Source organism: Saccharopolyspora karakumensis, assembly GCF_004349225.1.
GTDB lineage: Bacteria > Actinomycetota > Actinomycetes > Mycobacteriales > Pseudonocardiaceae > Saccharopolyspora > Saccharopolyspora endophytica.
The window spans coordinates 12,561-33,973 of the sequence record NZ_SMLA01000019.1; the positions used below are offsets into that span (position 1 = coordinate 12,561).

The following is a 21,413-nucleotide window of genomic DNA, read 5'->3' on the forward strand; positions in this document are numbered from 1 at the left end:
GCATGTGCAGGCACCTGGCTTACCTCGGAACACCCGTGCCGCTGGCCGAGCTGCTGCTCGACCCGCCGCACTCGCTGCTGGAGCAGTCCTGGGCGCCCAACGACATGCGCGGCGGCGGGACCGTCAACGCCGACGGCTTCGGCGCGGGCTGGTTCCGCGACGACGGCGCCACCGGCGTCTACCGCAACGGCGCGGCGATGTGGACCGACACGTCGTTCCCGCGGCTCGCCCGGGACCTCCGGGCCTCTGCGGTGGTGGCGGCCGTGCGGTCGGCGACCGTCGGCATGCCGGTGGGACCCGAGCTGTGCGCGCCGCTGACCGACGGCCGGTGGCTGTTCAGCCACAACGGCAAGGTCGGCGGCTGGCCGGACTCGCTGGCCAAGCTCGCCGCGCGGCTGGACCCGGCCGATCTGCTCACCGCCCAGCCCACCGACTCCGCCGTGCTCTGGGCGCTGCTGCGCAGAAGTCTCGCCGACGGTGCCGAACCCGAGACCGCGATGGCGGAGCTGGTGCGCGACGTGCACGCCGCAGCCCCCGACTCGCGGCTGAACCTGCTGCTCGGCGATGGCACCCGGATCGTGGCCACCACCTGGACGCACTCGCTGTGGGTGCGCCGGGATCGCGATGCGGTGACCGTCGCCTCCGAACCCTTCGGCCAGGCCGCTGAGCCCGGCGGAACCCGATGGGTCGAGATCCCCGACCGCTGCCTGCTGGTCGCCGACACCGAACACACCGAGGTCGTTTCCCTGGGGGAGGATTCGTGCGAATTCCCGAGCTGACCGTGCGCTTCACCGAAGCCGATGCCGATCGCGAGCTGCGCGCCGAGGTCCGAGAAGGACTCACCGACCACCCGAAGTGGCTTTCGCCGAAGTGGTTCTACGACGCGGCGGGCAGCGAGCTCTTCGAGCGCATCACCGAGCTCGACGAGTACTACCAGACCCGCGCCGAGCACCAGATCCTGCGGCGGACGGCGCTGACCATCGCCGAGCTGACCAACGCCGCCACGCTGGTCGAGCTCGGCTCCGGCTCGTCGGAGAAGACCCGGCTGCTGCTCGACGCGCTGAGCAAGCACGGCACGCTGCGCCGGTTCGTGCCGCTGGACGTCTCCGAATCGGCACTGCGGTCAGCGGTCGCCGCCATCGAGGCCGACTACCCGGACCTGGAGGTCTCCGGAGTCGTCGACGACTTCACCACCGGCCGCCTCGACCACGGCGAGAACAGGCTGGTGGCGTTCCTGGGCGGCACGATCGGCAACCTGCTGCCGGAGGAGCGCGCCGGGTTCTTCGCCTCCCTGCACGCCGCGATGCGGCCGGGGGAGTGGCTGCTGCTGGGCACCGACCTGGTCAAGGAGCCGTCGCGGGTGATCCGCGCCTACGACGACGCCCGCGGCGTGACGGCCGAGTTCAACCGCAACGTGCTCAGGGTGCTCAACAACCGGCTCGGCGCGGACTTCGACGCGGACGCCTTCGAGCACGTGGCCCGCTGGAACACCGATCAGGAGTGGATCGAGATGCGGCTGCGCGCCACGCGGGCGGTGCACGTGCGGGTGCGCGAGCTCGCGCTGGACGTCGACTTCGCCGAGGGCGAGGAGATCCGCACCGAGATCTCGGCGAAGTTCCGGCGTAATCGCATCGCCGACGAGCTGGCGGTGGCCGGTTTCGACCTCGGGAGCTGGTGGCTGGACGACGCGTCGGAGTTCGCGCTGTCGCTGTCGATCGCGCGCTGACTCACCGCTCGAGCTCCGGCTCGGAGGAACCGGGCAACCGCGACATGCACCGCACGCAGGGCATCCCGGCCGGGTGGTCGGACACCTCGGCGACGTACGACGGGATCTGGATGCCGCACAACGTGCGCCACGCGGCTGGGAACGGTCCTTCCGGCTGGGCCGCGAGGTGCGTTTGGCGACGCGACTCGGCCACCACTCCCGCGGCGAACCTGACCGCGACCACTGAGCTCATAGTGCCGCCCCCGGTGGTTGTGCCCGGCCCGGCCGCAGGCTGGTGTCCACCGGGTCTCCCGGCAGACCGCGGGCGGGCAGGGCGATGTGGACTCGGTTGATCATCTGCCACCTCCTGCGGACGGGACTCGTCCGCAGGAAGCACGTGACGCGAGGTTAGGCGTGTTGACCCGTTCGGCCTAGCGACGTTGCGCGAGAACGACCAACTGATCACCCGAAGGGATTGCCCAGGTGCGGCCCTCCGACCTGCTGAGCACGGGGAGTGGAGCTGATAGGGCCGGCCACGCGGCGCCAGCTACTGGGGGGAGGTGCTGGTGCGGCGTGACCGGCGGGGCACAGGCTACACCCGGTGCGCGAACGATCATCGGGGGTAGCCGACAAGTCGGCGGGTCATGGCCCGGAGGCCTTCGACGCGCGACACTGGCCTGACCGCAACGTGGTCGCAAGAGCAGGAGGAAGCATGTCGGATTCGCTGCTGGCTCGGCACAAAGCCGTGCTGCCGGACTGGCTGTCGCTGTACTACCAGGAGCCGATCGAGATCGTCAGCGGCTCGGGACGGCACGTCACCGACGCCGACGGCAACACCTACCTGGACTTCTTCGCCGGCATCCTCACCAACGCCATCGGCTACGACATCGACGAGATCAGCGACGCGATCCGCCGCCAGGTCGACACCGGAGTCCTGCACACCTCCACGCTGTACCTGATCCGGCAGCAGGTGGAGCTGGCCGAGCGCATCGCCGAGCTGTCCGGGCTGCGCGAGCCGAAGGTGTTCTTCACCAACTCCGGCACCGAGGCCAACGAGACCGCGCTGATGCTGGCGACGCAGAAGCGCCGCAGCAACCAGGTGCTGGCGCTGCGCAACTCCTACCACGGTCGGGCTTTCGCGACGCTGGCCGTGACCGGCAACCGGGGCTGGTCGGCGACGTCGCTGTCGCCGGTGAAGGTCAGCTACGTGCACGGCGGCTACCGCTACCGCAGCCCGTTCTCGGCGTTCTCCGACGCCGACTACATCGCCGCCTGCGTCGACGACCTGCGCGAGGTCATCGAGACCACGACGGCCGGTGACGTGGCCTGCATGATCGCCGAACCGATCCAGGGCGTCGGCGGCTTCGCCACCCCGCCGGACGGGTTGCTGGGCGCCTTCGCGGAGGTGCTCGACGAGTACGGCATCCTGCTCATCTCCGACGAGGTCCAGACCGGCTGGGGACGCACCGGAGAGCACTTCTGGGGCATCCAGGCGCACGGCGTCACACCGGACGCGATGACCTTCGCCAAGGGGCTCGGCAACGGTCTCGCCATCGGCGGTCTGGTCGCCGAGGCCTCGCTGATGGACGACATCGGCGCGAACTCCATCTCCACCTTCGGCGGCAACCCGATCTCCACCGGTGGAGCGCACGCCGCGCTGGAGTACCTGCTCGCGCACGACCTGCAGGGCAACGCCGCGAAGCTCGGTTCCCAGCTGCTGCAAGGACTTCGCTCGCACGACAGCGCGCTCATCGGCGACGTGCGCGGCAAGGGCCTGATGATCGGCGTCGAGCTCGTGGCGCCGGGAGGCAAGAAGCCGGTGCCGGAGGCCGCCGCGCGGGTGATGGAGCTGGCCAAGCAGCGCGGCCTGCTGATCGGCAAGGGCGGGCTGCACGGCAACGTGCTGCGCCTGGCACCGCCGATGACGCTCACCGAGTCCGAAGCGACCGACGCGCTGCGGATCCTGACCGACGCGATCTCGCAGGCCGAACGCGAGCTGTGACGTCCTCTGTGGACTCAACGGTGAGGCGGTGATGCACGTCCGGTCGGTCCGGGTGAAAATCGGGGCTGACCGGACGTGATCGGGGTTCATCTCCTACGCTGCCGGGCATGCCCGCTCTGAGCCCGCAGTCGGTCCTGGAAGGCCGCAACTCCAACCGCGCGCCGGTATCGCTGATCATCGGCCTGGTGGTCTCCGGCATCTGCATGCTGCTGGCCCTGGCGTCCTACTTCCTGCTGGTGCCCGGTGCGCCGGGCAACGTCGTGCTCGGCATGCTGCTGGCGCTGCCGACCGCGATCGTGCTGGTCGCGCTGTTCCTGCTGGTGGACCGCCTGGAACCGGAGCCGCGGCTGAACCTGCTCGTCGCCTTCGGCTGGGGCGCGGGCGTGGCGCTGCTGGGCGCCTTGATCGTCAACACCGTCGGCGAGTCGGTGCTGGCCGTGGTCTTCGGGCCGGAAACGGCGACGGTGCTGACCGTTTCGGTGATCGCACCGGTGGTGGAGGAGAGCTTCAAGGGCGCCCTGCTGCTGTTCCTGCTGGTGGTCCGCCGCAACGAGATCGACGGCCCGACCGACGGCATCGTCTACGCGGGCTTGTGCGGGCTGGGCTTCGCGCTGGTCGAGAACGTCCTCTACTACATGCAGGGCCTGGCCTCGGTTCCCGGCGAGATCTGGGGCACGGTCCTGATCCGGGGCGTGGTGGCCCCGCTGGGACACCCGATGTACACGGCGATGACGGGGCTGGGCATCGCCTACGCGGCCACGCACCGGGGTTTCGGCCGGATCTTCGCGATCTTCTTCGGCTGGTGCGCGGCGGTGTTCCTGCACGCGCTGTGGAACGGCGGGTCGGTGCTGTTCGGGCTCGGCGGCCTGATCCTGGCCTACATCGTCGAAGCCGTCGTGCTGCTGATCCTGGTGATCATCCTGGTCCGCGACCGCAGGCGCCTGGTGCACCTCATCGGCCGGTACCTGCCCGCCTACGTCCCCAGCGGTCTGGTCGCCCCGAACGACCTGAACATGCTCGGCACCATGCGGGGGCGCAGGCAGGCCCGGCACTGGGCGCGCTCCCAGGCGGGCAACGTCGGCGCGCAGGCCATGGGTGACTACCAGCTCGCCGCGACGGAACTCGCGCTGCTGCACTCCCAGGCCGAGCGCCGCACGATCGAGCCGCAGGCGTTCTTCACCCGCCGGGACCAGATCGTCGCGCTGATGCGCGTGGCCCGGGACGCCTTCTTCCTCCGCAGGCCCCAGCCGGCACCGGCCCCGTGGGCCCGCAACGAGCAGTCGGGCTTCTTCACGCTGCCCAAGCAGCTCAACGAGATGCCGACCCACAAGCTGCACGTCCAGCCGCCGCAGCATCCCGGTCAGCCGCCGGGAAACTCGCCCCACCCGGGACCGCAGCAGCCGCCGATGCCCCCTGGCCAGCAGATGTCTCCTGGACAGCAGATGCCTCCGGGTCAGCAGATGCCGCCCGGTCAGCAGTGGCCGGGCCAGCCGGGTCCGGGTCAGCCGAGGCCTCCGCAGGGGCCGGGGCAGCAGGGACCGTGGCCGCCGCGGTAGTGGCGGTCTGACAGTCGGTTTCCGGCTGCTGCCTCGGTAGGGTGAACCACTGATGCAGGACCGGACCTGCTGAGGCGGCCACCGATACTGAGGCGGCATCGATGTTCACCCTGACCCACCTGACCGGTTTCGTCGCGGTGGCCGAGGAGCAGCACTTCGCCCGCGCCGCGCAGCGGCTCAGCATGACCCAGCCACCGCTGACGCGGCAGATCCAGCAGCTGGAGAAGGAGCTGAAGGTCCAGCTGTTCGACCGCACCAGCCGCACCGTGCGGCTGACCCCGGCCGGACGTGCCTTCCTGCAGGACGCGCGGCGGTTGCTCAGCGAAGCGGAGAACGCGGCGCTGTCGGTGCGGCGGGTGACGGCCGGGCAGGCCGGGATGATCCGCGTCGGTTTCACCGCGACGTCGTCCTACGGCGAGCTCGGCAGGGTGCTGGCGACCGTTCGGGAACACCTGCCGCACGTGGACGTCGTGCTGCACGAGCTCGTCACCCGGGACCAGGTCGAACGCCTCTCCGGCGGTTCCCTGGACCTGGGTCTGGCGAGACCGCCTGCCGCACGGCCGGAACTGGCGTCGCGCCGGTTGCGCGCCGAACCACTCCTGGCCGCCCTGCCCGAGGGGCATCCGCTGGCCGACGGCTCGGAACCGTTGGAGCTGAAGCGGTTCCACGGCGCGGACATGGTGATGTACTCACCGACCGAGGCCCGCTACTTCCACGAACTGCTGGTCACGATCTTCGGCAACGCCGACGTCCAACCGACCTACGTCCAGCACGTCAGCCAGATCCACACGGCCCTCGCCCTGGTCCAGGTGGGACTCGGCTCCGCCCTGGTCCCCGCCACCGCAGCCCGGCTGCGCCTGGAGGGCGTGACCTTCCGCCCGATCCGCCTCCCAGAACCGGAACCGGTCGAACTCCACCTCCTCTGGCGCCACGCCAACGACAACCCAGCCCTCCACGCCTTGCTCGGCCTGCTCTGAGAGGTCAGCTCGGGGGAGTGTCGGGTTCTTGGCGCGAGTTGGTCTTCGGGTTCGTTGGTGCTGGCAACGATGGGCGTTCGACTGCGGGGGCGACGGCGCTGAGGGGTCGTTCCAGCGCACGATCCAATTCGCCCGACCTGCGCCGGTGGCGTCGAGTGCAAGTGCGCTCCCCGAAGACAAGGCCTATCGGCCATTCCGCCCCCGAACATGCTCGACGCCTCAGGACCACCGACCTCAACCGGCCAACAGCCCCACCGCCTCGTCCCGCACCTGGATTCCCGATTTCAGTGGAAGTCAGGTCCCGGATCTCCACTGAAATCCGGGACGCTGGGCGACCGCCGCGTGTCCGGGCGGTCTACGACGCCGATTCCCGCCGAAATCAGGGACCGGATTCTGCCGCAATCCGGTCCCTGGACCAGCGGATCATCGGTCGGCGGTTCCGGCCGGGTCCGCCATTCACCGGACAGCCCCTCAGCCCGGGGCGTGCTGGGGTAGCTGGACCGAGAGGTCGACGATGTCCTGGGCGATGACGTCCCACGGGCCCGTGGCGTGGAGATCGCGGCGTTGGGCCGGGCCGTACTCGGTGGGGCGTGGGATGAACGCCGTCCGGAGGCCCGCCTGTTGCGCTGCCTCCAGGTCGGTGTTGTGGGCCGCGCACAGCATGACGCGTTCCGGTGGGAGGCGAAGGATGTCGGCCGCGCCGAGGTAGGCGCGGGGGTCGGGCTTGTAGGTGCGGAGCAGATCGGAGCCGAGGATCACGTCCCACGGCAGGCCCGCGTGCTTGGCCATGTTGGTCAGCAGGGCGGTGTGGCCGTTGGACAGCGGGCCGATGATGAAGTGCCGCTTGAGCTCGGTCAGCCCGGGGACGCTGTCGGGCCAGGCGGGGAGCCGGTGCCACGCGCGGTTGAGCCGGTCCACATCGGACGGATCGGCGGTGTCGAGGGGGAGTCCGAGTTCGGCGGCGGTGGCTTCGAGGTTCTCGTGGTGCAGGACGTCGAGGTCGACGAACTCCCGCTCACCGCTGCGAACCGGGGCCATCGACGGCTGGTAGCGGCCGCGCCACGCCAGCGCGAACTCGTCCGGGTCGACGGCGCCGGAGAACTCCGCCACCGCCTGCGAGATGCCGCTCCTCCAGTCGACGACGGTGCCGAACGTGTCGAACAGCACCGCGTCCACCAGGCGTTCCGGTCGCATCGTCGCCCTCCCGGGTCGTGTCCAACGCTCGCAGGTTACGGGCTCGTCGGGACGCCCGGAAGGGCGACGTGGTGGGTCAGCTGCGGGACTTCGGGGCGTTCTCGGCGGTCTTGCCCGGATCGGTGACCGCGACCGGGGCGAGGACGTCGTTCATCTTCGCCACCAGCTCCCCGTCCAGCTGCACACCTGCGGCGACGGCGTTCTCCGACACCTGCTCGGGCCGGGAGGCGCCGATGATGGCGGCCGAGACGTTGTCGTTCTGCAGCACCCACGCGACCGCGAGCTGCGCGAGCGACAAGCCCGCCTCCTCGGCCAGCGGTTTGAGCTGCTGGACGCGGTCCAGGACCTCGTCGCGCAGGTAGCGGGCCACGAACGTCGAGCCGCGCTCATCGGTGGCGCGCGAACCGGCAGGTGGCTCGGCACCGGGCCGGTACTTCCCGGTCAGCACGCCCTGGGCGATGGGGGAGAACACGATCTGCCCGATTCCCAGCTCGCGGGACGCCGGGACGACCTCGCCCTCGATGACCCGCCACAGCGCCGAGTACTGCGGCTGGTTGGACACCAGCGGGATCCGCAGCTCGCGAGCCAGCGCGTGACCCGCGCGGATCTGCTCCGCGGTCCACTCGGAAACCCCGATGTAGTGCGCCTTCCCGCTGCGGACGACGTCGGCGAAGGCCTCCATCGTCTCCTCCAGCGGCGTCTCCGGGTCGTAGCGGTGCGCCTGGTAGAGGTCGACGTAGTCGGTCTGCAGCCTGCGCAGCGAGTTGTCGATCGACTCCATGATGTGCTTGCGCGACAGCCCGCGGTCGTTCTTGCCCTCGCCCATCGGGTGGTAGACCTTCGTGAAGATCTCCAGGCCCTCGCGGCGCTCGGACCGCAACGCCCGCCCCAGGACCTCCTCGGCGCGTCCACCTGCGTAGACGTCGGCGGTGTCGAAGCTGGTGATGCCGTTGTTCAGCGCGGCGCGCACGCAGGCCACGGCCGCGTTCTCCTCGACCTGGGAGCCGTGCGTGATCCAGTTGCCGTACACCAGCTCGCTGATGATCAAGCCGCTGCTGCCCAGATGCCGGTAGTGCATTCGCGTCCTCCTGGTCGCCTCGAAGCGCAAGCCGCCGTTCGCAGCATAAGCCGCTGCTCCACCCGATCGGCTCAACTCTCCATCGATCATCCCAGGTCAGACGTGCAATTTCGATCAACTGAGCGTGTTCGCCGGTGATGATCTCTTGCGTAAACGCGAGGTAACCGCCAAGGTATCCAGCGCACGCCGCGCTTCGGCCGGGTGTGTGGCCTGGCGAGACAACGGAGTCTTGCCAGGCGTCGAAAGTTCAGGGCCGCTGTGCGACGACGCCCGGCCCGACGGATTCGAAGAGGACATCCAGGTGCGCAACAACCGCCGGCAGCAGACCGCCGACGACAACGCAAGCCCCACCCGCCTCCTCCTCCGCGCAGCCTGGCTGCAACTCCTCACCTCCTTCGTACGCTGACCGGCCTGTTCGCGGACGTACCGAACATCACTTCGCGCGACGCCTCCTCCCGCGCCGCCACCCGTTCGCTGGGCGTCAGTCCTGGTCCAGCGCCGCTGGGGTTGCCCAGCTGGCGAGGAGGTTGAGGGCTCGGTGGGACGGCGAGTGGGGTTCCGTCGTGTAGAGGAACAGGGTCGTGTCGGGATCACCGGGTGGTGTGAGGGTTTCGAACTCCACCGCGAGGTCTCCGACGACGGGTGGCGGAGTCGCTTCGAGCCGTGGGTGCGCTGGTGGACTCGGTGCTGCTCCCACCACTGATCGAAATCCGGGCTCTGCCGGCGCAGTGCGGCGACCAGCTCAGCCGTGGCGCGGTCCTGGGGGTCGCGGCCGAGCTCCAAGCGGAGGGTCTCCACGGTGTTGCGGGCCTGGAGCTCCCAGTCGACGAAGAGGGAGCGAGCCGCCTCGTCGAGGAACATCCAGCGGGCGTAGTTGCGCTCGGTCGCGGGCATCTCGTCGAAGTCGGTGAACAGCGCCTTGGCCATGCGGTTGGCGGTGAGGACGTCGAGGCGTCGTCCGAGGATCAGCGCGGGTTCGTCGACGACGGCCAGGAGCTGGTGCAGACCTGGGCGGAGGCGTTGGACCGCGGCGGGACGGCGCGTGCTCGTCGCCGGTCCGATGAGGTCGTCCAGGTGGGCGCGCCCGGCCGCGTCGAGGTCGAGGGCTCGGCCGATCGCCTCGATCACCGACGGCGACGGCGTGATGCGGCGGCCCTGCTCCAGGCGGGAGTAGTAGTCGGTGGACACGCCCGCCAGCCGGGCGACCTCCTCACGGCGCAGTCCGGGAACCCGGCGGACGCGTCCGCCCGGCGGCAGCCCCGCGCGGGACGGGTCGACCTGCGCTCGGGCGCGGCGCAGGAAGTCGGCGAGTTCGCGGTTGAGGTCGGCCACGCCGTCATTGTTCCCGGCAACGCACGCGCCTGCCTGGGCCTGGGCGTCCTAGGTTGCCGCGACCGAGGTCCGGCAGGGCGCGATAGGGCGCCTTGACGTGCGGTTTCGTCGGCCAAGCTGGGAGTCGTCCGGAACTCCGAGAGCGAGGAACCGCCGTGAGCCGCATTCTGATCGTCATGTCCGCCGCCGACACCTGGGAACGCACCGACGGCACGTCGTACCCCACCGGCTACTGGGCCGAGGAGCTCGCCGCGCCGCACGAGAAGTTCGTCGGAGCCGGCTTCGAGGTCGACTTCGCCTCGCCCGGCGGCGTCCTGCAGCCGCTGGACGCCCACAGCGCCGACCCGGCCGTGGCGGGTGAGGACTGCGGGCGCTACGTCGAGCACGCCGAGAAGGCGCTGCGCGAGTTCGGTCCGCTGCTCGCGCTCGCCGACGTCGACATCGACGACTACGTCGCCGTCGTGCTGCCGGGCGGGCACGGTCCGGTCATCGACCTCTTCCAGGACGCCGACCTCGGTCGTCTGCTGACCGCGGCCGACCGGGAGGGCAAGCTCATCGGCGCGGTCTGCCACGGTCCCGCCGCGCTGCTGTCCGCTGTGGACTCCGACGGCCGGTGGGTGTTCGCAGGTCGTGAGATGACCGCGTTCACCGACGAGGAGGAGGAGCTGTTCGGCACCGCCGAGGGAGCTCCGTGGCTGCTGGCGAGCCGGTTGCGCGAAGGGGGTGCGAAGCACTCCGGCGGACCGGCCTACCAGGCCCACACCACGCGCGACGGCAACCTGTTCACCGGGCAGAACCCGGCTTCGAGCGGACCGATGGCCGACGCCATGATCGCCGCCCTCTCCTGAACCGGTCCGGGCGCTCACCCCGAGAAGAGGAGGTGAGCGCCCGGATCACGTCAGTACTGCAGGCCGAAGCCGTAGGGGAACAGGGGTTCTTGGCCGTCCCCGTCGTTGATGGGTTGTTGGTCGGCGGAGTTCATCCAGGTCATCGGCAGGGTGCCGGTGGGGTTGTAGTCGCCGAAGAGGACGTCGGCGACGCCTGCGCCTTCGGTGCCCGGCAGCCAGGAGGCGAGCAGGGCGTCCCAGTTCGGCAGGTCGTGGCCGATGTCCAGCGGACGTCCCGAGACCGTGACCGCGATGACCGGGACGCCGCTGTCCTCCAGCTTCTGCAGCGTCTCCTGGTCCTCCTGGTCCACGCCCATGCCGGACGGGCGGTCGCCCTTGCCCTCGGCGTAGGGGGTTTCGCCGACGACCGCGATGGCGGCGCTGTAGCTGGTGTCGATGCCCGTGCCGTAGCGGTCGTAGGTGACCTGCGAGCCCTTGGCCGCGTCCTTGATGCCCTGCAGGATCGTCGTGCCCGGGGTGATCGGACCGCTCTCGCCCTGCCAGCTGATCGTCCAGCCGCCCGACTGGTTGCCGATGTCGTCGGCGTTCTTGCCCGCCACGAACAGCTTCCCGCCGTCCTTGGGCAGCGGCAGCAGGCCGCCGTCGTTCTTCAGCAGCACCTGCGACTTGCGGACCGCGTCGCGGGCCAGCGCGCGGTGCTCCGGGCTGCCGACCGTGCCGGTGAACCGCCTGTCGGTGTAGGGGTTCTCGAACAGACCGAGCTCGAACTTCTTGGTGAGGATGCGCCGGTTGGCGTCGTCGATGCGCGACATCGGCACGTGCCCGTTCTCCACCTCGCCGCGCAGCAGCTCGGTGAACTTCTTCCAGTCGTTGGGCACCATGATCATGTCCAGGCCGGAGTTGATCGCGGTGGCGACCTCCTCGGCGGTGAAGCCCAGCTGGCCGTCGATCTGGTCGATCGCGTCGTAGTCGGAGATCACGAAGCCCTTGAAGCCCAGCTCGCCCTTGAGCACGTCGTTGACCAGGTACGAGTGGGCGTGCAGCTTGAGGCCGTTCCAGCTGCTGTAGGAGATCATCACCGAACCGACGTCCCGGTTGACGGCCTCCTGGAACGGGGGCAGGTGCACGCGGCGCAGCTCCTGCTCGTCGATCTCGGTGTTGCCCTGGTCGTCACCGCCGGTCGTGCCGCCGTCGCCGATGTAGTGCTTGGCCGTGGCCAGCACCGATCCGGGCGCGTTGAGCGCTTCGCCCTGCAGGCCGTTGACGGCCGTGGCGTGGGCGGTGGGCCGCTCCGGCGTCTCGCCGAAGGACTCGTAGGTGCGTCCCCAGCGGTCGTTGCGGGCCACGCACAGGCACGGGGCGAAGTCCCAGTCGATGCCGGTGCCCGAGATCTCCTCGGCGGTCGCGCGCCCGATGTCCTCGGTCAGCTTCGGGTCGTCGGCCGCGCCCAGGCCGATGTTGTGCGGGAAGATCGTCGCGCCGCGCACGTTGTTGTGCCCGTGCACCGCGTCCACGCCGTAGATCAGCGGGATGCCCAGCGGAGTGGCGGTCGCCGCGCGCTGGTAGTCGTCGTACATGTCCGCCCAGGACTCGGCGGTGTTGGGGTCGGGGGCCGAGCCACCGCCGCTGAGCACGGAGCCGAGTGCGGCTGAGGCCGCGGTCTGCGGGTCCGCCGCGACGCGCTCGGCCTGCGTCATCTGACCGATCTTGTCCTGCAACGACATCCGCGACAGCAGGTCCTCGACCCGGTCGGGAACCGGCGCGGACGCGTCGCGGTAGGTCGGGCCGGCAGCGGCCACCGTCGGGGTGATCACCGCTGTGCACGCGAGGGCGGCGCCGATCGCCGCCACGCGCATCCGTCTGCTGAAGGCCATGAACACATCTCCTCCGCGTTGAGAAAACACAGTGCTGAAAGGCATTCGCGGGACTGCTGGTCGAATTCCGAAATATTTCGAAATTCCCGCGCTGGTCGAACTCCTCCGAACCGATGCAGTCCTGGGACGTCGCGGTGTGGTCGGGTTTGTCGCGATTGCCGAACGTAGCACCGGGGACGCGAATCACGTGATTGTTGGCGAAAGTTCGACACGGTGCCCCGAAAGGCCGTGCCACGTTCGCCGGAACGCCGGATCAAATGGGAATTCCCATGTGCGCTCACGAATAATTCGGCGAACAATGCCGTCGTTCACCCGTCCCTCGGTTGAGAGGAACTCGCGATGAAGCGAACCCGACCCTGGCGCAGGCGCGCCGCGCTGCTGGCCGGCACCCTGCTGCTGGGAACGGCGGCGGGCACCGCGCCCGGCGGTGCCGCGCCGGTCGTGCAGGTGTGGGAGACCACCGGCGACAAGAGCAAGCTCCTCGAACGCCAGGAGGACGAGGAGTTCGGGTCCGGCGGCAGCGCGCAGACCATCATCGACGTGGACCCGGCCACGACCTACCAGACCATCGACGGGTTCGGCGCCGCCTTCACCGACTCCGCAGCCTCCCTTGTCTCCCACAACCTCGACCAGGGCGCGCGCGACGAGCTGTTGAACAACCTCTTCGGCGTCGACGGCATCGGGCTGAGCCTGGTGCGACAGCCGTTGGGCGCCAGCGACTTCGCCACCGCCGAGTCCGGCGACTACACCTTCGACGACACCTGCTGCGACCTCTCCGACTTCAACACCGGGCACGACGAGGCCTACATCCTGCCGATCCTGCGGCAGGCCAAGCAGACCAACCCGGACCTGAAGGTGATGGGCACGCCGTGGAGCGCTCCGGCGTGGATGAAGACCAACGACAACGTCGACGGCGGTGAGCTCAAGACCGAGAACCACGGAGTGTTCGCCGACTACCTCGTCAAGACCGCCCAGGCCTACTCCGACGCGGGTGTCCCGCTGGACTTCCTGAGCATCCAGAACGAGCCCTACCACCCCGAATCCGGTGACGGTTCCGCCGGATACCCGTCGATGCACATGTCCCCGGAGCAGCAGGCCGCGGCGATCGGCGACGAGATCGGCCCGAAGTTCGCCGAATCCGGGTTGAAGACCCAGCTGCTCGCGTGGGACCACAACTGGTCGCACCCCGAGTACCCGGGCATCGTCGTCGACGACCCGGAAGCGGGCCAGTACGTCCCGGGCGCGGCCTTCCACTGCTACGAAGGTGACGTGTCCGGGCAGAGCGAGTTCCAGCAGGCGCACCCGGACAAGGGCATCTGGCTCACCGAGTGCTCCGGTGGCGACTGGTCGCCGGACTTCGCCCAGAACCTCAAGTGGCAGACCCAGCACCTCGTCATCGGCGGAACCCGGAACTGGGCCAAGGGCGTCGCGCTGTGGAACATCGCGCTGGACCAGAACCACGGCCCGACCAACGGCGGCTGCTCCGACTGCCGCGGCGTGGTCACCGTCAACACCGACGACGGGCAGGTCACCTACAACGAGGAGTACTACGTCCTCGGCCACGTCGCGAAGTTCGTGAAACCCGGTGCGCAGCGAGTCGAATCGACCAGCAACCCCAACCGCATCGAGTCCGTGGCCTTCCGCAACGCCGACGGCACCCTCGCCCTGCTGGCGCTGAACGCCTCGGACTCCGAGCAGACCTTCCAGGTCCGCAGCGGCGGTCAGAGCTTCGAGCACACCCTCCCGGCAGGTGCCGTCACGACCTTCACCTGGCAGGGAGCCTGACGCGGGGTGGGGGAAGCGCCGGCGGGAACTTCCCCCACCGCAGCGTCACTCGCCGACGGCCACGACCATGCCGCGGAGCTCGTAGCCGCCGATGGCGTCGTTGAACGACACCCTCGGCGGGGTCTGCAAGCGCACACCGGGCAGGGCGAACAGCCGGGTCAGGAACACGTCGGTCTCCTGGATGGCGATGGTGTTGCCCGGGCAGCGGTGCGGACCGTCGCTGAACGACAGCCCCGGCGCCGTCGCGTCGGTGAGCTCGCGGTGCGGGCACACCTGCAGCGGCTTCTCGCCGAACGCGGCCTCGTCGGCGTTGGTGCTGGTCACGTCGATGTCGATGACCTCGCCGGCCGGAACGGTGTGCGTCCGGCCGTCTTCGCCGGGCAGCTCCACCGGGGCGGTGGTGCGGCGCATCAGGTGCGCGACGACCGGCTCCAAGCGCAGGAACTCGTGCAGGATCGCCAGCCGCTCGGACTCCTCGGCGTTGACGTAGCGCTCGCGCAGGGCGTCATCGGTGAACAGGTGCCAGGCCGCCAGGTTCACGAACTCGCGGGTCGTGACCATGCCCGCCGCCGCGACCGTGATGCACTCGCCGAGGATCTCCGCCGAGGAGCAACCGTCGGCCAGCAGGTGCGAGATGAGGTCGTCCTGCGGCTGCTTGCGCCGGGCCCGCACCGCGGGCAGCACGTCGGCGAAGTAGATGCCGCCCCAGTTCACCGCCTGCCGCCACACCCAGTACAAACCGTGCAGGCTGGTGAAACCCGGTTCGCCGAACTCCTCCGGGAAGAATCGCTCCAGGCGTCCCGCCAGTCCCGGACGGCTCTCGGTCAGCCCGATCACCGCGCACGCCACGCCGATCGCCAGCTCGAAGCTCAGCTCCGAGAGCACCGCGGTCCCGTGGGTGGTGAGCTTGGCCAGCTGCTCGTCGCTGACCCGCTCCATGATCCCCCGGTAGGACTCGTCGACCTTGCGGGGAGTGAAGTACTTCGCCGTCTGGCGGCGGTGCTCGCGGTGCTCCGGGCCGTCCCGGTAGAGGACCGGGCGGCGGATCTTGGCGGGCATCTTCTCCACGGTCTCCACGCCGAGACCGGCCTGGACCGTGTCGGTGCTGCGCAGGGCCGCGCGGGCGGCGGCGTGACCGCGAACTCGCCACACGCCGTCGGAATCCCGGCTCACCGGGCATCCACCGGTGTTCTCCCCGCGATCGATCTTGCGTGCGTCCGTGCCGTCGTCGGTCGTCGACATCTGTGGGACCGGTCCTTTCCCGAAGCCGGTGGCGGAACATGATCTTTCCTCGCCTTTGGTAGCAGGCGCGCGTTGGTCGGCGCAGCCGGGGCCGGCGCTTCGTAGCGGAAACTTCACCGAGCGCAGCGGCCGTTCGGCGGAGCGGGCAGTGGGCCGTGCTGTGCGCTCTGCGTCACCCAATAGGATGGCCGCAACGTCGGACGAGGAGCAGCAGCCGTGCAGTCGCAGTTCGGCCCGTACCGGGTGGAGGGCGTCATCGCCCGCGGGGGGATGGGCGAGATCCTGCGCGCCTACGACACCCGCCACGACCGCATCGTCGCGCTCAAGCTGCTCGCCCCGCACCTGGCGGCTGACCAGGAGTTCCGCGAGCGCTTCAAGCGCGAGGCGCACGCCGCCGGGCGCCTCAACGAGCCCCACGTCATCCCGATCCACGGCTACGGCGAGATCGACGGCCGCCTCTACCTGGACATGCGCCTGGTCGAGGGCGAAGACCTCGGCGCGCGGCTCACCGCTCGCGGTCCGATGCACCCGCAGGACGTGGTGCACGTGATCGAGCAGGTCGCGCAGGCGCTCGACGCCGCGCACGCCGCGCGCGTGGTGCACCGGGACGTCAAGCCGTCCAACGTGCTGCTCGGCGCGGGCGGCTTCGCCTACCTCGTGGACTTCGGCATCGCGGCCTCCATCCAGGACGCCACGAGCCGCACCTCCGGCAGCGTCACCATGGGCACGCTGGCCTACATGGCGCCGGAGCGCTTCGGCGACGCCCCGTCCGACCACCGCGTGGACGTGTACTCGCTGGCCTGCGTGCTCTTCCAGTGCCTCACCGGCGCCAAGCCCTACGGCGTGACCAGCACCGAAGCGCTGATCTACGCCCACCTCAACCGCGAACCCCCGAAGCCCTCGGCCGTGATGCCCGGCGTGTCGCCGGAGTTCGACCGCGTGGTGGCCACCGGCATGGCCAAGAACGCCGCCGACCGCTACGCCAGCGCGGGTGAGCTCGCCGCAGCGGCGCGGCGGGCGCTGCGCAGCACCTCGCCGCTCGGGGCCGCCGCGTCCGGGGTCGAGCCCGAGCGGCGCAAGTCGCGGTGGCCGATCGCGCTGGCCGGCGTCGGCGCGGTCGCGGCGGTGGCCGGTGTCGCCGCCGCGGTCATGACGCTGCAACCCGAGCCCACCGACGGCCAGGCGATGCCGATCCCGGTCTCCACACCGCCCGCGCCGACGAGCGCCCCGGTGAGCCAACCGGTCACGAGCGTCTCGGCGGCGCCGACCAGCGCCCCGTCCTCGGAGGCGTCCAAGCCGCCCAGCAGCACCGCGAGGCCGACGACCTCGCGGCGGCCGTACGCGGCGAAGACCTGCAAGACCATCACCTACGAGGGCAAGGATCGCGGGAACGGTTGCTTCAACGCCGACCGCGACCACATCGGGATCAAGGACACCTACAAGGACGGGTACTGGGTCAAGATCCGCTCGCAGACCGACTACCACCACACCGCGGAGTGCCGGGACACCAGCAGCGAGGGCGAGTACGTCGAGTGCAAGCTCCAGCTCAGGCCGGAGGGCTCGGTGCGGGTTTCGGTCGAGCTGTGGGACGCGAACAAGATGCTCGCCCACACGTCCTGGTCGGACTTCGCGCCGATCAGCAAGTGAGTCAGTCGACGACGCCGGACTGGTAGGCGAACACCACCAGCTGGGCGCGGTCGCGCGCACCGAGCTTGACCATCGCGCGGCTGACGTGCGTGCGCGCCGTGGCCGGGCTGACCACCAGGCGTCCGGCGATCTCCTCGTTGCTCAGCCCCTCGGCCACCAGGGCCAGGACTTCGCGCTCTCGGTCGGTGAGCGTGTGCAGCTGCGGGTGCGGATCGCGGGAGCGCGGCGCCAGCTGGACGAACTCGCGCACCAGCTTCCGCGTCGCCGACGGCGCGAGCAGCGCCTCGCCACCCGCGACCAGGCGGATCGCGCGCAGCAGCTCCACCGGGGTGGTGTCCTTGAGCAGGAATCCGCTGGCACCGGCGCGCAGCGCGCTGAAGACGTACTCGTCGATCTCGAAGGTGGTCAGCACGATCACCTTGGTGCCGGCCAGATCCGCGTCCGCGGTGATGCGCCGGGTCGCCTCCAGACCGTCCACACCGGACATCCGGATGTCCATGAGCACCACGTCGGGGTGGTGCTCGCGCACCTTGCGGACGGCGTCGAGCCCGTCGGCGGCTTCACCGGCGCAGTCGAGGTCGTCCTCGGATTCGATGAGCGTCCGCAGCCCGATGCGCACCAGGTCCTGGTCGTCGACGATGAGCACGGTGATCACTGCTGCGCTCCGATCGGCAGCCGGGCGTGCACCCGGAATCGGCCGCCGGAGGCCCCGGCGCTGAACTCGCCCCCGAGCGCCTCCACGCGGCGGCGCATCCCCGGGATGCCGAGGCCGTCGCCGCCGGTGGTCGCGGGGGAGGGGTTGGTGACCTCGATGGTGACCTCCTCCGGCGAGTAGTCGACGGTGACCTCCGCGCGCTGCTCCCGGCTGTGGCGCAGCACGTTGGTCAGGGACTCCTGCAGTATCCGGTATCCGGTGAGGTCGACGGACTTCGGCAGCTCCGGCCTGTCGCCGCGCACGCGCAGCGAGACGTCCACCCCGGCGTCGCGGGTGCGGTTGACGAGGTCGTGCGCGCGGCTCAGGCCGGGTTCGGGACCCTGGCCGGTTCCGGCTCGGACCACGGCCAGCGTCGCGCGGAGCTCGTCGAGGGCGTCGCTGCTGGTGCGGCTGATCGCGGTGAGGGCGATCTCGGCCTGGTCGGGCTTCTTCGGCAGCACGTGCAACGCCACGTCGGCCTGCATCTTGATCGCGGCCAGCCCGTGGCCGACCACGTCGTGCACCTCCTGGGCGATGCGCAGCCGCTCGTCGTCGACCCGCCGCCGCAGCGCCTCGGACCGCTGCCGGGCCGCGGCCTCCGACTGGGTCCGCGCCACCAGGCCCGCGGCGAAGGGCACCAGCACCCACGCCGCAGCCGGGATGATGCCCGCCCAGCCGGGGCCGGTGAGGAAGGTGTGCGCCCACAGCAGCAGAAGAGCGACGCCGGCGGCGATGCCCGCCGTGCGCGGTGGTCGGTGACGCGCGACCGAGTACACCGCGACCAGCAGCGCCAGCAGGATCGGCCCGTACCGGAACCCGGCGACGAGGTACCCGAACACCGCGACGGACACGACCCCGAGCACCACCAGCGGCATCCGGCGTCGCCACGCCAAGGTCAGCCCCGCGGCCACGACGAAGGCGATGGCGAGCCCGTCCAGGCCGCGCATCCCGTGCCCGGCCCACCGGTGGGCGGCGACGGTCCCGACGACCCCGACCGCGGTCACCAGCAGCGCCAGGACCACGTCACCGATGCGAGGGCGCAACACGCTCATGACGACCAGTCTCACCGACCGGCCCGCGCTCCGGCGTCCTCCCAGTGCCGACACACCGGCTACGTCGCCGAGCGTACTCAACCGTCAGCAGCATCGATAACTTCAGTGCTGGATGAAATCAATCAGGTGCCCGGGTTGAGGAACGTGTCAGTGGTTCAGCGAGAACACCGCGACGGCCAGCAGCACGGCGCTGATCGGCCTGGTGATCGGGCCTGCTGGGGAGCGTGCTGCGCAATCTCGATCGGGCGGCGATGCGGGCCGAGGCGCAGCGGGTGCTCGACGAGCTGGGGATCGCGGTCAAGTCGATCACCCAGCCGGTGGAGGCGCTCTTCGGCGGTCAGCGCCAGGGCGTCGCGGTCGCCCGCGCGGCGGCGTTCGGCAGCAAGGCCGTCATCATGGACGAGCCCACCGCCGCGCTGGGCGTGGCCGAGGCGGGCGAGGCCCTCGAACTCATCGACCGGATCCGCGCGCGAGGGCTGCCGGTCGTGCTGATCAGCCACACCATGCCGCACGTGTTCGACATCGCCGATCGGATCCACGTGCACCGGCTCGGCAGGCGCGTCGGCGTCGTCTCCCCGCGCGCACGACATGAGCCAGGTCGTCGGACTGATCACCGGAGCGTTGGAGCCAGGGCAGGACGGAACGTTGCGCGAAGTCTCAGGTGCTCGGCGCCGCGACCGCTGAGTCCGTCAACTGTCCACAATGGAGTGGTACTCGGTCAGGCGGGCGACGTAGTCGTCGATCTGCTCGTCCAGCTCGGCCAGCCGGGTGCGCAACCGCTCGGCCTGCTGCGTCGAGGCGCCGGGCAGTTGCGCGGCGAGGTGCCCGTACTCGGCCAGCACCGCGGGCAGGTTGCTGGTGTCCTGCTGCCTGGGAATTCGCTCCATAGCACGATGGTGCGGCCGAACGTCCGATTCGTCGATTCGATCTACGGCGTGCCACACGGCCCTGGTCGGGTGATCTCGAGCGGATATGCTCACCAAGAACAACCGACCGGGTGAATTGGGGAGGCGCGATGAGCGACGCGGACGTGGTGGCCGAGGCGCGGGAGCTGCTCAAGGCCACGCCGGTGCTCGACGGTCACAACGACCTGCCCTGGGCACTGCGCGAGCAGGTCCGCTACGACCTCGACCAGCGCGACATCGCCACCGACCAGACCGGTCGCCTGCACACCGACCTCGCGCGCCTGGACGCCGGGGGAGTCGGCGGGCAGTTCTGGTCGGTCTACGTGCCCACCGAGCTGCAGGGCGACGACGCGGTCAGCGCCACGCTGGAGCAGATCGACTGCGTCAACGCCCTCGCCGCCCGCTACCCGGACCGGCTGCGCCTGGTCCGCACCGCCGACGAGATCGAGGCCGCCCGCGCCGACGGCAAGATCGCTTCGCTGATGGGCGCCGAAGGCGGCCACTCGATCAACTGCTCGCTGGCCACCCTGCGCGCCTTCTACGACCTGGGCGTGCGGTACCTGACGCTGACGCACAACGACAACACCCCCTGGGCCGACGCCGCCACCGATCAGCCCGCCCACGACGGTCTCACCGCCTTCGGCGTCGAGGTCGTGCGCGAGATGAACCGGATGGGCATGCTCGTCGACCTCTCGCACGTCGCCGCCGACACCATGCGCGACGCGCTGCGCGCCAGCCGCGCCCCGGTGGTGTTCTCGCACTCCTCCTCGCGCGCGGTCTGCTCGCACCCGCGCAACATCCCCGACGACGTGCTCGCCCAGCTGCCCGGCAACGGGGGCGTGGCGATGGCGACGTTCGTGACCAAGTTCGTGCTGCAGGAGTCGGTGGAGTGGACCGCCGCCGCGCAGCGAGAGCTGGTCGCCCACGGGCTCAGCGACCTGTCGGGCACGCCGGAGGCCAAGGAGGTGCTGCGCAAGTTCGAGGAGGCCAACCCGCAGCCGGTGGCCACCTCGGCGACCGTCGCCGACCACCTCGACCACATGCGCGAGGTCGCCGGCATCGACCACATCGGCGTCGGTGGCGACTACGACGGCACGATCTTCCTGCCGCAGGACCTCGACGACGTCTCCGGCTACCCGAACCTCATCGCCGAGCTGCTCCGCCGCGGCTGGTCGCACGCCGACCTGGGCAAGCTGACCTGGCACAACGCCGTGCGCGTGCTGCGCGACGCCGAGCGCGTGGCCACGGAGCTGCAGCGCACCGAATCGCCGTCGATCGCCACCATCGACCAGCTCGACGGCTGACCTCCTCGTGACGCGTGCCCGGCGGTGATCTCCGCCGGGCGCGTTCTGTCCACACCCTCCTCCGCGGATCCGCTTCGGCCTCGCTGCGCCGACCCGGTGACCCGCGGTCGTTCCTCGCGCCCGCCCGCAGTCGCAGTCGGTAGTCGACTAGTCCAATGTGGTCAGGGTGGGCCACTCGATCCGGCCACCTCCTGGCGGGTCTGCGCGGGACGCGCGCA

General features: G+C 70.3%; 18 protein-coding genes and 1 pseudogene. 10 read left to right on the forward strand and 9 right to left on the reverse strand.

The window, feature by feature from the left end; all coding sequences use genetic code 11:
• Positions 1-2 precede the first annotated feature (2 nt).
• The gene (gene egtC, locus E1202_RS14740; RefSeq protein WP_132683632.1) at positions 3-779 is read left to right on the forward strand and encodes an ergothioneine biosynthesis protein EgtC; all 777 of its coding nucleotides are present in this window, start codon (positions 3-5) and stop codon (positions 777-779) included.
• A complete protein-coding gene (egtD, locus tag E1202_RS14745; protein ID WP_235878383.1) occupies positions 761-1,726 on the forward strand; it encodes an L-histidine N(alpha)-methyltransferase in 966 nt (321 codons plus the stop codon). The genes egtC and egtD overlap by 19 nt, the downstream gene beginning before the upstream one ends.
• Position 1,727: 1 nt before the next feature.
• Here egtD and E1202_RS14750 read toward each other — a convergent pair whose 3' ends face one another.
• Positions 1,728-1,958 (reverse strand): hypothetical protein, encoded by a 231-nt coding sequence (locus tag E1202_RS14750; RefSeq protein ID WP_132683634.1) that lies wholly within the window; start codon positions 1,956-1,958, stop codon positions 1,728-1,730.
• Positions 1,959-2,417: 459 nt separating this feature from the next.
• Here E1202_RS14750 and E1202_RS14755 point away from each other — a divergent pair, with 459 nt between their 5' ends.
• The 3 genes from E1202_RS14755 to E1202_RS14765 all read left to right on the forward strand — a co-directional run bounded on the left by E1202_RS14755 (position 2,418) and on the right by E1202_RS14765 (position 6,240).
• On the forward strand, positions 2,418-3,707 hold the full coding sequence (locus E1202_RS14755; protein WP_132683635.1) for an aspartate aminotransferase family protein: 1,290 nt from the start codon (positions 2,418-2,420) through the stop codon (positions 3,705-3,707).
• 107 nt (positions 3,708-3,814) lie between these two features.
• A complete protein-coding gene (locus tag E1202_RS14760) occupies positions 3,815-5,263 on the forward strand; it encodes a PrsW family intramembrane metalloprotease (protein WP_132683636.1) in 1,449 nt (482 codons plus the stop codon).
• Between the two features lie 101 nt (positions 5,264-5,364).
• Positions 5,365-6,240 (forward strand): LysR substrate-binding domain-containing protein, encoded by an 876-nt coding sequence (locus tag E1202_RS14765; protein WP_132683637.1) that lies wholly within the window; start codon positions 5,365-5,367, stop codon positions 6,238-6,240.
• Between the two features lie 471 nt (positions 6,241-6,711).
• Here E1202_RS14765 and E1202_RS14770 read toward each other — a convergent pair whose 3' ends face one another.
• From E1202_RS14770 to E1202_RS14785, 3 genes are all read right to left on the reverse strand, one after another.
• Positions 6,712-7,434: a haloacid dehalogenase type II gene (locus E1202_RS14770; protein WP_132683638.1), complete on the reverse strand. Its 723-nt coding sequence runs from the start codon at positions 7,432-7,434 to the stop codon at positions 6,712-6,714.
• Positions 7,435-7,510: 76 nt separating this feature from the next.
• On the reverse strand, positions 7,511-8,512 hold the full coding sequence (locus tag E1202_RS14775) for an aldo/keto reductase family protein (protein WP_132683639.1): 1,002 nt from the start codon (positions 8,510-8,512) through the stop codon (positions 7,511-7,513).
• Positions 8,513-8,626: 114 nt separating this feature from the next.
• Entirely contained in the window at positions 8,627-9,844 is a 1,218-nt protein-coding gene (locus tag E1202_RS14785) for a helix-turn-helix domain-containing protein (protein ID WP_235878385.1), read from the reverse strand.
• A gap of 155 nt (positions 9,845-9,999) precedes the next feature.
• Between E1202_RS14785 and E1202_RS14790 the strand changes: the two genes are divergently transcribed.
• Positions 10,000-10,692 carry a type 1 glutamine amidotransferase domain-containing protein gene (locus tag E1202_RS14790; protein ID WP_132683641.1) on the forward strand — a complete coding sequence of 231 codons (693 nt, stop codon included), beginning with the start codon at positions 10,000-10,002 and terminating at the stop codon, positions 10,690-10,692.
• A gap of 50 nt (positions 10,693-10,742) precedes the next feature.
• Here the strand turns inward: E1202_RS14790 and E1202_RS14795 are convergent, their stop codons facing one another.
• Complete coding sequence (locus E1202_RS14795) at positions 10,743-12,566, reverse strand: glycoside hydrolase family 3 protein (protein ID WP_132683642.1); 1,824 nt, start codon at positions 12,564-12,566, stop codon at positions 10,743-10,745.
• A 339-nt stretch (positions 12,567-12,905) separates the two neighbouring features.
• Here E1202_RS14795 and E1202_RS14800 point away from each other — a divergent pair, with 339 nt between their 5' ends.
• Positions 12,906-14,351 carry a glycoside hydrolase family 30 protein gene (locus E1202_RS14800; protein WP_132683643.1) on the forward strand — a complete coding sequence of 482 codons (1,446 nt, stop codon included), beginning with the start codon at positions 12,906-12,908 and terminating at the stop codon, positions 14,349-14,351.
• Between the two features lie 45 nt (positions 14,352-14,396).
• On the opposite strand, the gene E1202_RS14805 is transcribed toward E1202_RS14800, so the two are convergent.
• Positions 14,397-15,593, reverse strand: a complete 1,197-nt coding sequence (locus E1202_RS14805; protein WP_132683644.1) for a cytochrome P450 — start codon at positions 15,591-15,593, stop codon at positions 14,397-14,399.
• Positions 15,594-15,809: 216 nt separating this feature from the next.
• Between E1202_RS14805 and E1202_RS14810 the strand changes: the two genes are divergently transcribed.
• On the forward strand, positions 15,810-17,240 hold the full coding sequence (locus tag E1202_RS14810; protein ID WP_132683645.1) for a serine/threonine-protein kinase: 1,431 nt from the start codon (positions 15,810-15,812) through the stop codon (positions 17,238-17,240).
• Position 17,241: 1 nt separating this feature from the next.
• On the opposite strand, the gene E1202_RS14815 is transcribed toward E1202_RS14810, so the two are convergent.
• Positions 17,242-17,895 carry a response regulator gene (locus E1202_RS14815; protein WP_132683646.1) on the reverse strand — a complete coding sequence of 218 codons (654 nt, stop codon included), beginning with the start codon at positions 17,893-17,895 and terminating at the stop codon, positions 17,242-17,244.
• Positions 17,892-18,986, reverse strand: coding sequence for a sensor histidine kinase (locus tag E1202_RS14820; RefSeq protein WP_132683647.1), 1,095 nt, complete (start codon positions 18,984-18,986; stop codon positions 17,892-17,894). Before E1202_RS14820 ends, E1202_RS14815 begins: the two co-directional genes overlap by 4 nt.
• A 209-nt stretch (positions 18,987-19,195) precedes the next feature.
• On the opposite strand from E1202_RS14820, the pseudogene E1202_RS32180 reads away from it, so the two are divergent.
• A pseudogene (locus E1202_RS32180) lies at positions 19,196-19,670 on the forward strand (ATP-binding cassette domain-containing protein); the annotation flags it as partial.
• Positions 19,671-19,675: 5 nt separating this feature from the next.
• On the opposite strand, the gene E1202_RS14830 reads toward E1202_RS32180, so the two are convergent.
• On the reverse strand, positions 19,676-19,873 hold the full coding sequence (locus E1202_RS14830) for a hypothetical protein (RefSeq protein ID WP_132683648.1): 198 nt from the start codon (positions 19,871-19,873) through the stop codon (positions 19,676-19,678).
• 128 nt (positions 19,874-20,001) lie between these two features.
• Here E1202_RS14830 and E1202_RS14835 point away from each other — a divergent pair, with 128 nt between their 5' ends.
• The gene (locus E1202_RS14835; RefSeq protein WP_132683649.1) at positions 20,002-21,195 is read left to right on the forward strand and encodes a dipeptidase; all 1,194 of its coding nucleotides are present in this window, start codon (positions 20,002-20,004) and stop codon (positions 21,193-21,195) included.
• Positions 21,196-21,413: the final 218 nt, after the last annotated feature.

Bases quoted from the DNA above. Each gene is read 5' to 3' on its own strand.
- egtC (WP_132683632.1), top strand. From the start codon at position 3: ATGTGCAGGCACCTGGCTTACCTCGGAACACCCGTGCCGCTGGCCGAG.
- E1202_RS14750 (WP_132683634.1), bottom strand. From the start codon at position 1,958: ATGAGCTCAGTGGTCGCGGTCAGGTTCGCCGCGGGAGTGGTGGCCGAG.
- E1202_RS14755 (WP_132683635.1), top strand. From the start codon at position 2,418: ATGTCGGATTCGCTGCTGGCTCGGCACAAAGCCGTGCTGCCGGACTGG.
- E1202_RS14760 (WP_132683636.1), top strand. From the start codon at position 3,815: ATGCCCGCTCTGAGCCCGCAGTCGGTCCTGGAAGGCCGCAACTCCAAC.
- E1202_RS14765 (WP_132683637.1), top strand. From the start codon at position 5,365: ATGTTCACCCTGACCCACCTGACCGGTTTCGTCGCGGTGGCCGAGGAG.
- E1202_RS14770 (WP_132683638.1), bottom strand. From the start codon at position 7,434: ATGCGACCGGAACGCCTGGTGGACGCGGTGCTGTTCGACACGTTCGGC.
- E1202_RS14775 (WP_132683639.1), bottom strand. From the start codon at position 8,512: ATGCACTACCGGCATCTGGGCAGCAGCGGCTTGATCATCAGCGAGCTG.
- E1202_RS14795 (WP_132683642.1), bottom strand. From the start codon at position 12,566: ATGGCCTTCAGCAGACGGATGCGCGTGGCGGCGATCGGCGCCGCCCTC.
- E1202_RS14800 (WP_132683643.1), top strand. From the start codon at position 12,906: ATGAAGCGAACCCGACCCTGGCGCAGGCGCGCCGCGCTGCTGGCCGGC.
- E1202_RS14805 (WP_132683644.1), bottom strand. From the start codon at position 15,593: ATGTCGACGACCGACGACGGCACGGACGCACGCAAGATCGATCGCGGG.
- E1202_RS14820 (WP_132683647.1), bottom strand. From the start codon at position 18,986: ATGAGCGTGTTGCGCCCTCGCATCGGTGACGTGGTCCTGGCGCTGCTG.
- E1202_RS14830 (WP_132683648.1), bottom strand. From the start codon at position 19,873: ATGGAGCGAATTCCCAGGCAGCAGGACACCAGCAACCTGCCCGCGGTG.
- E1202_RS14835 (WP_132683649.1), top strand. From the start codon at position 20,002: ATGAGCGACGCGGACGTGGTGGCCGAGGCGCGGGAGCTGCTCAAGGCC.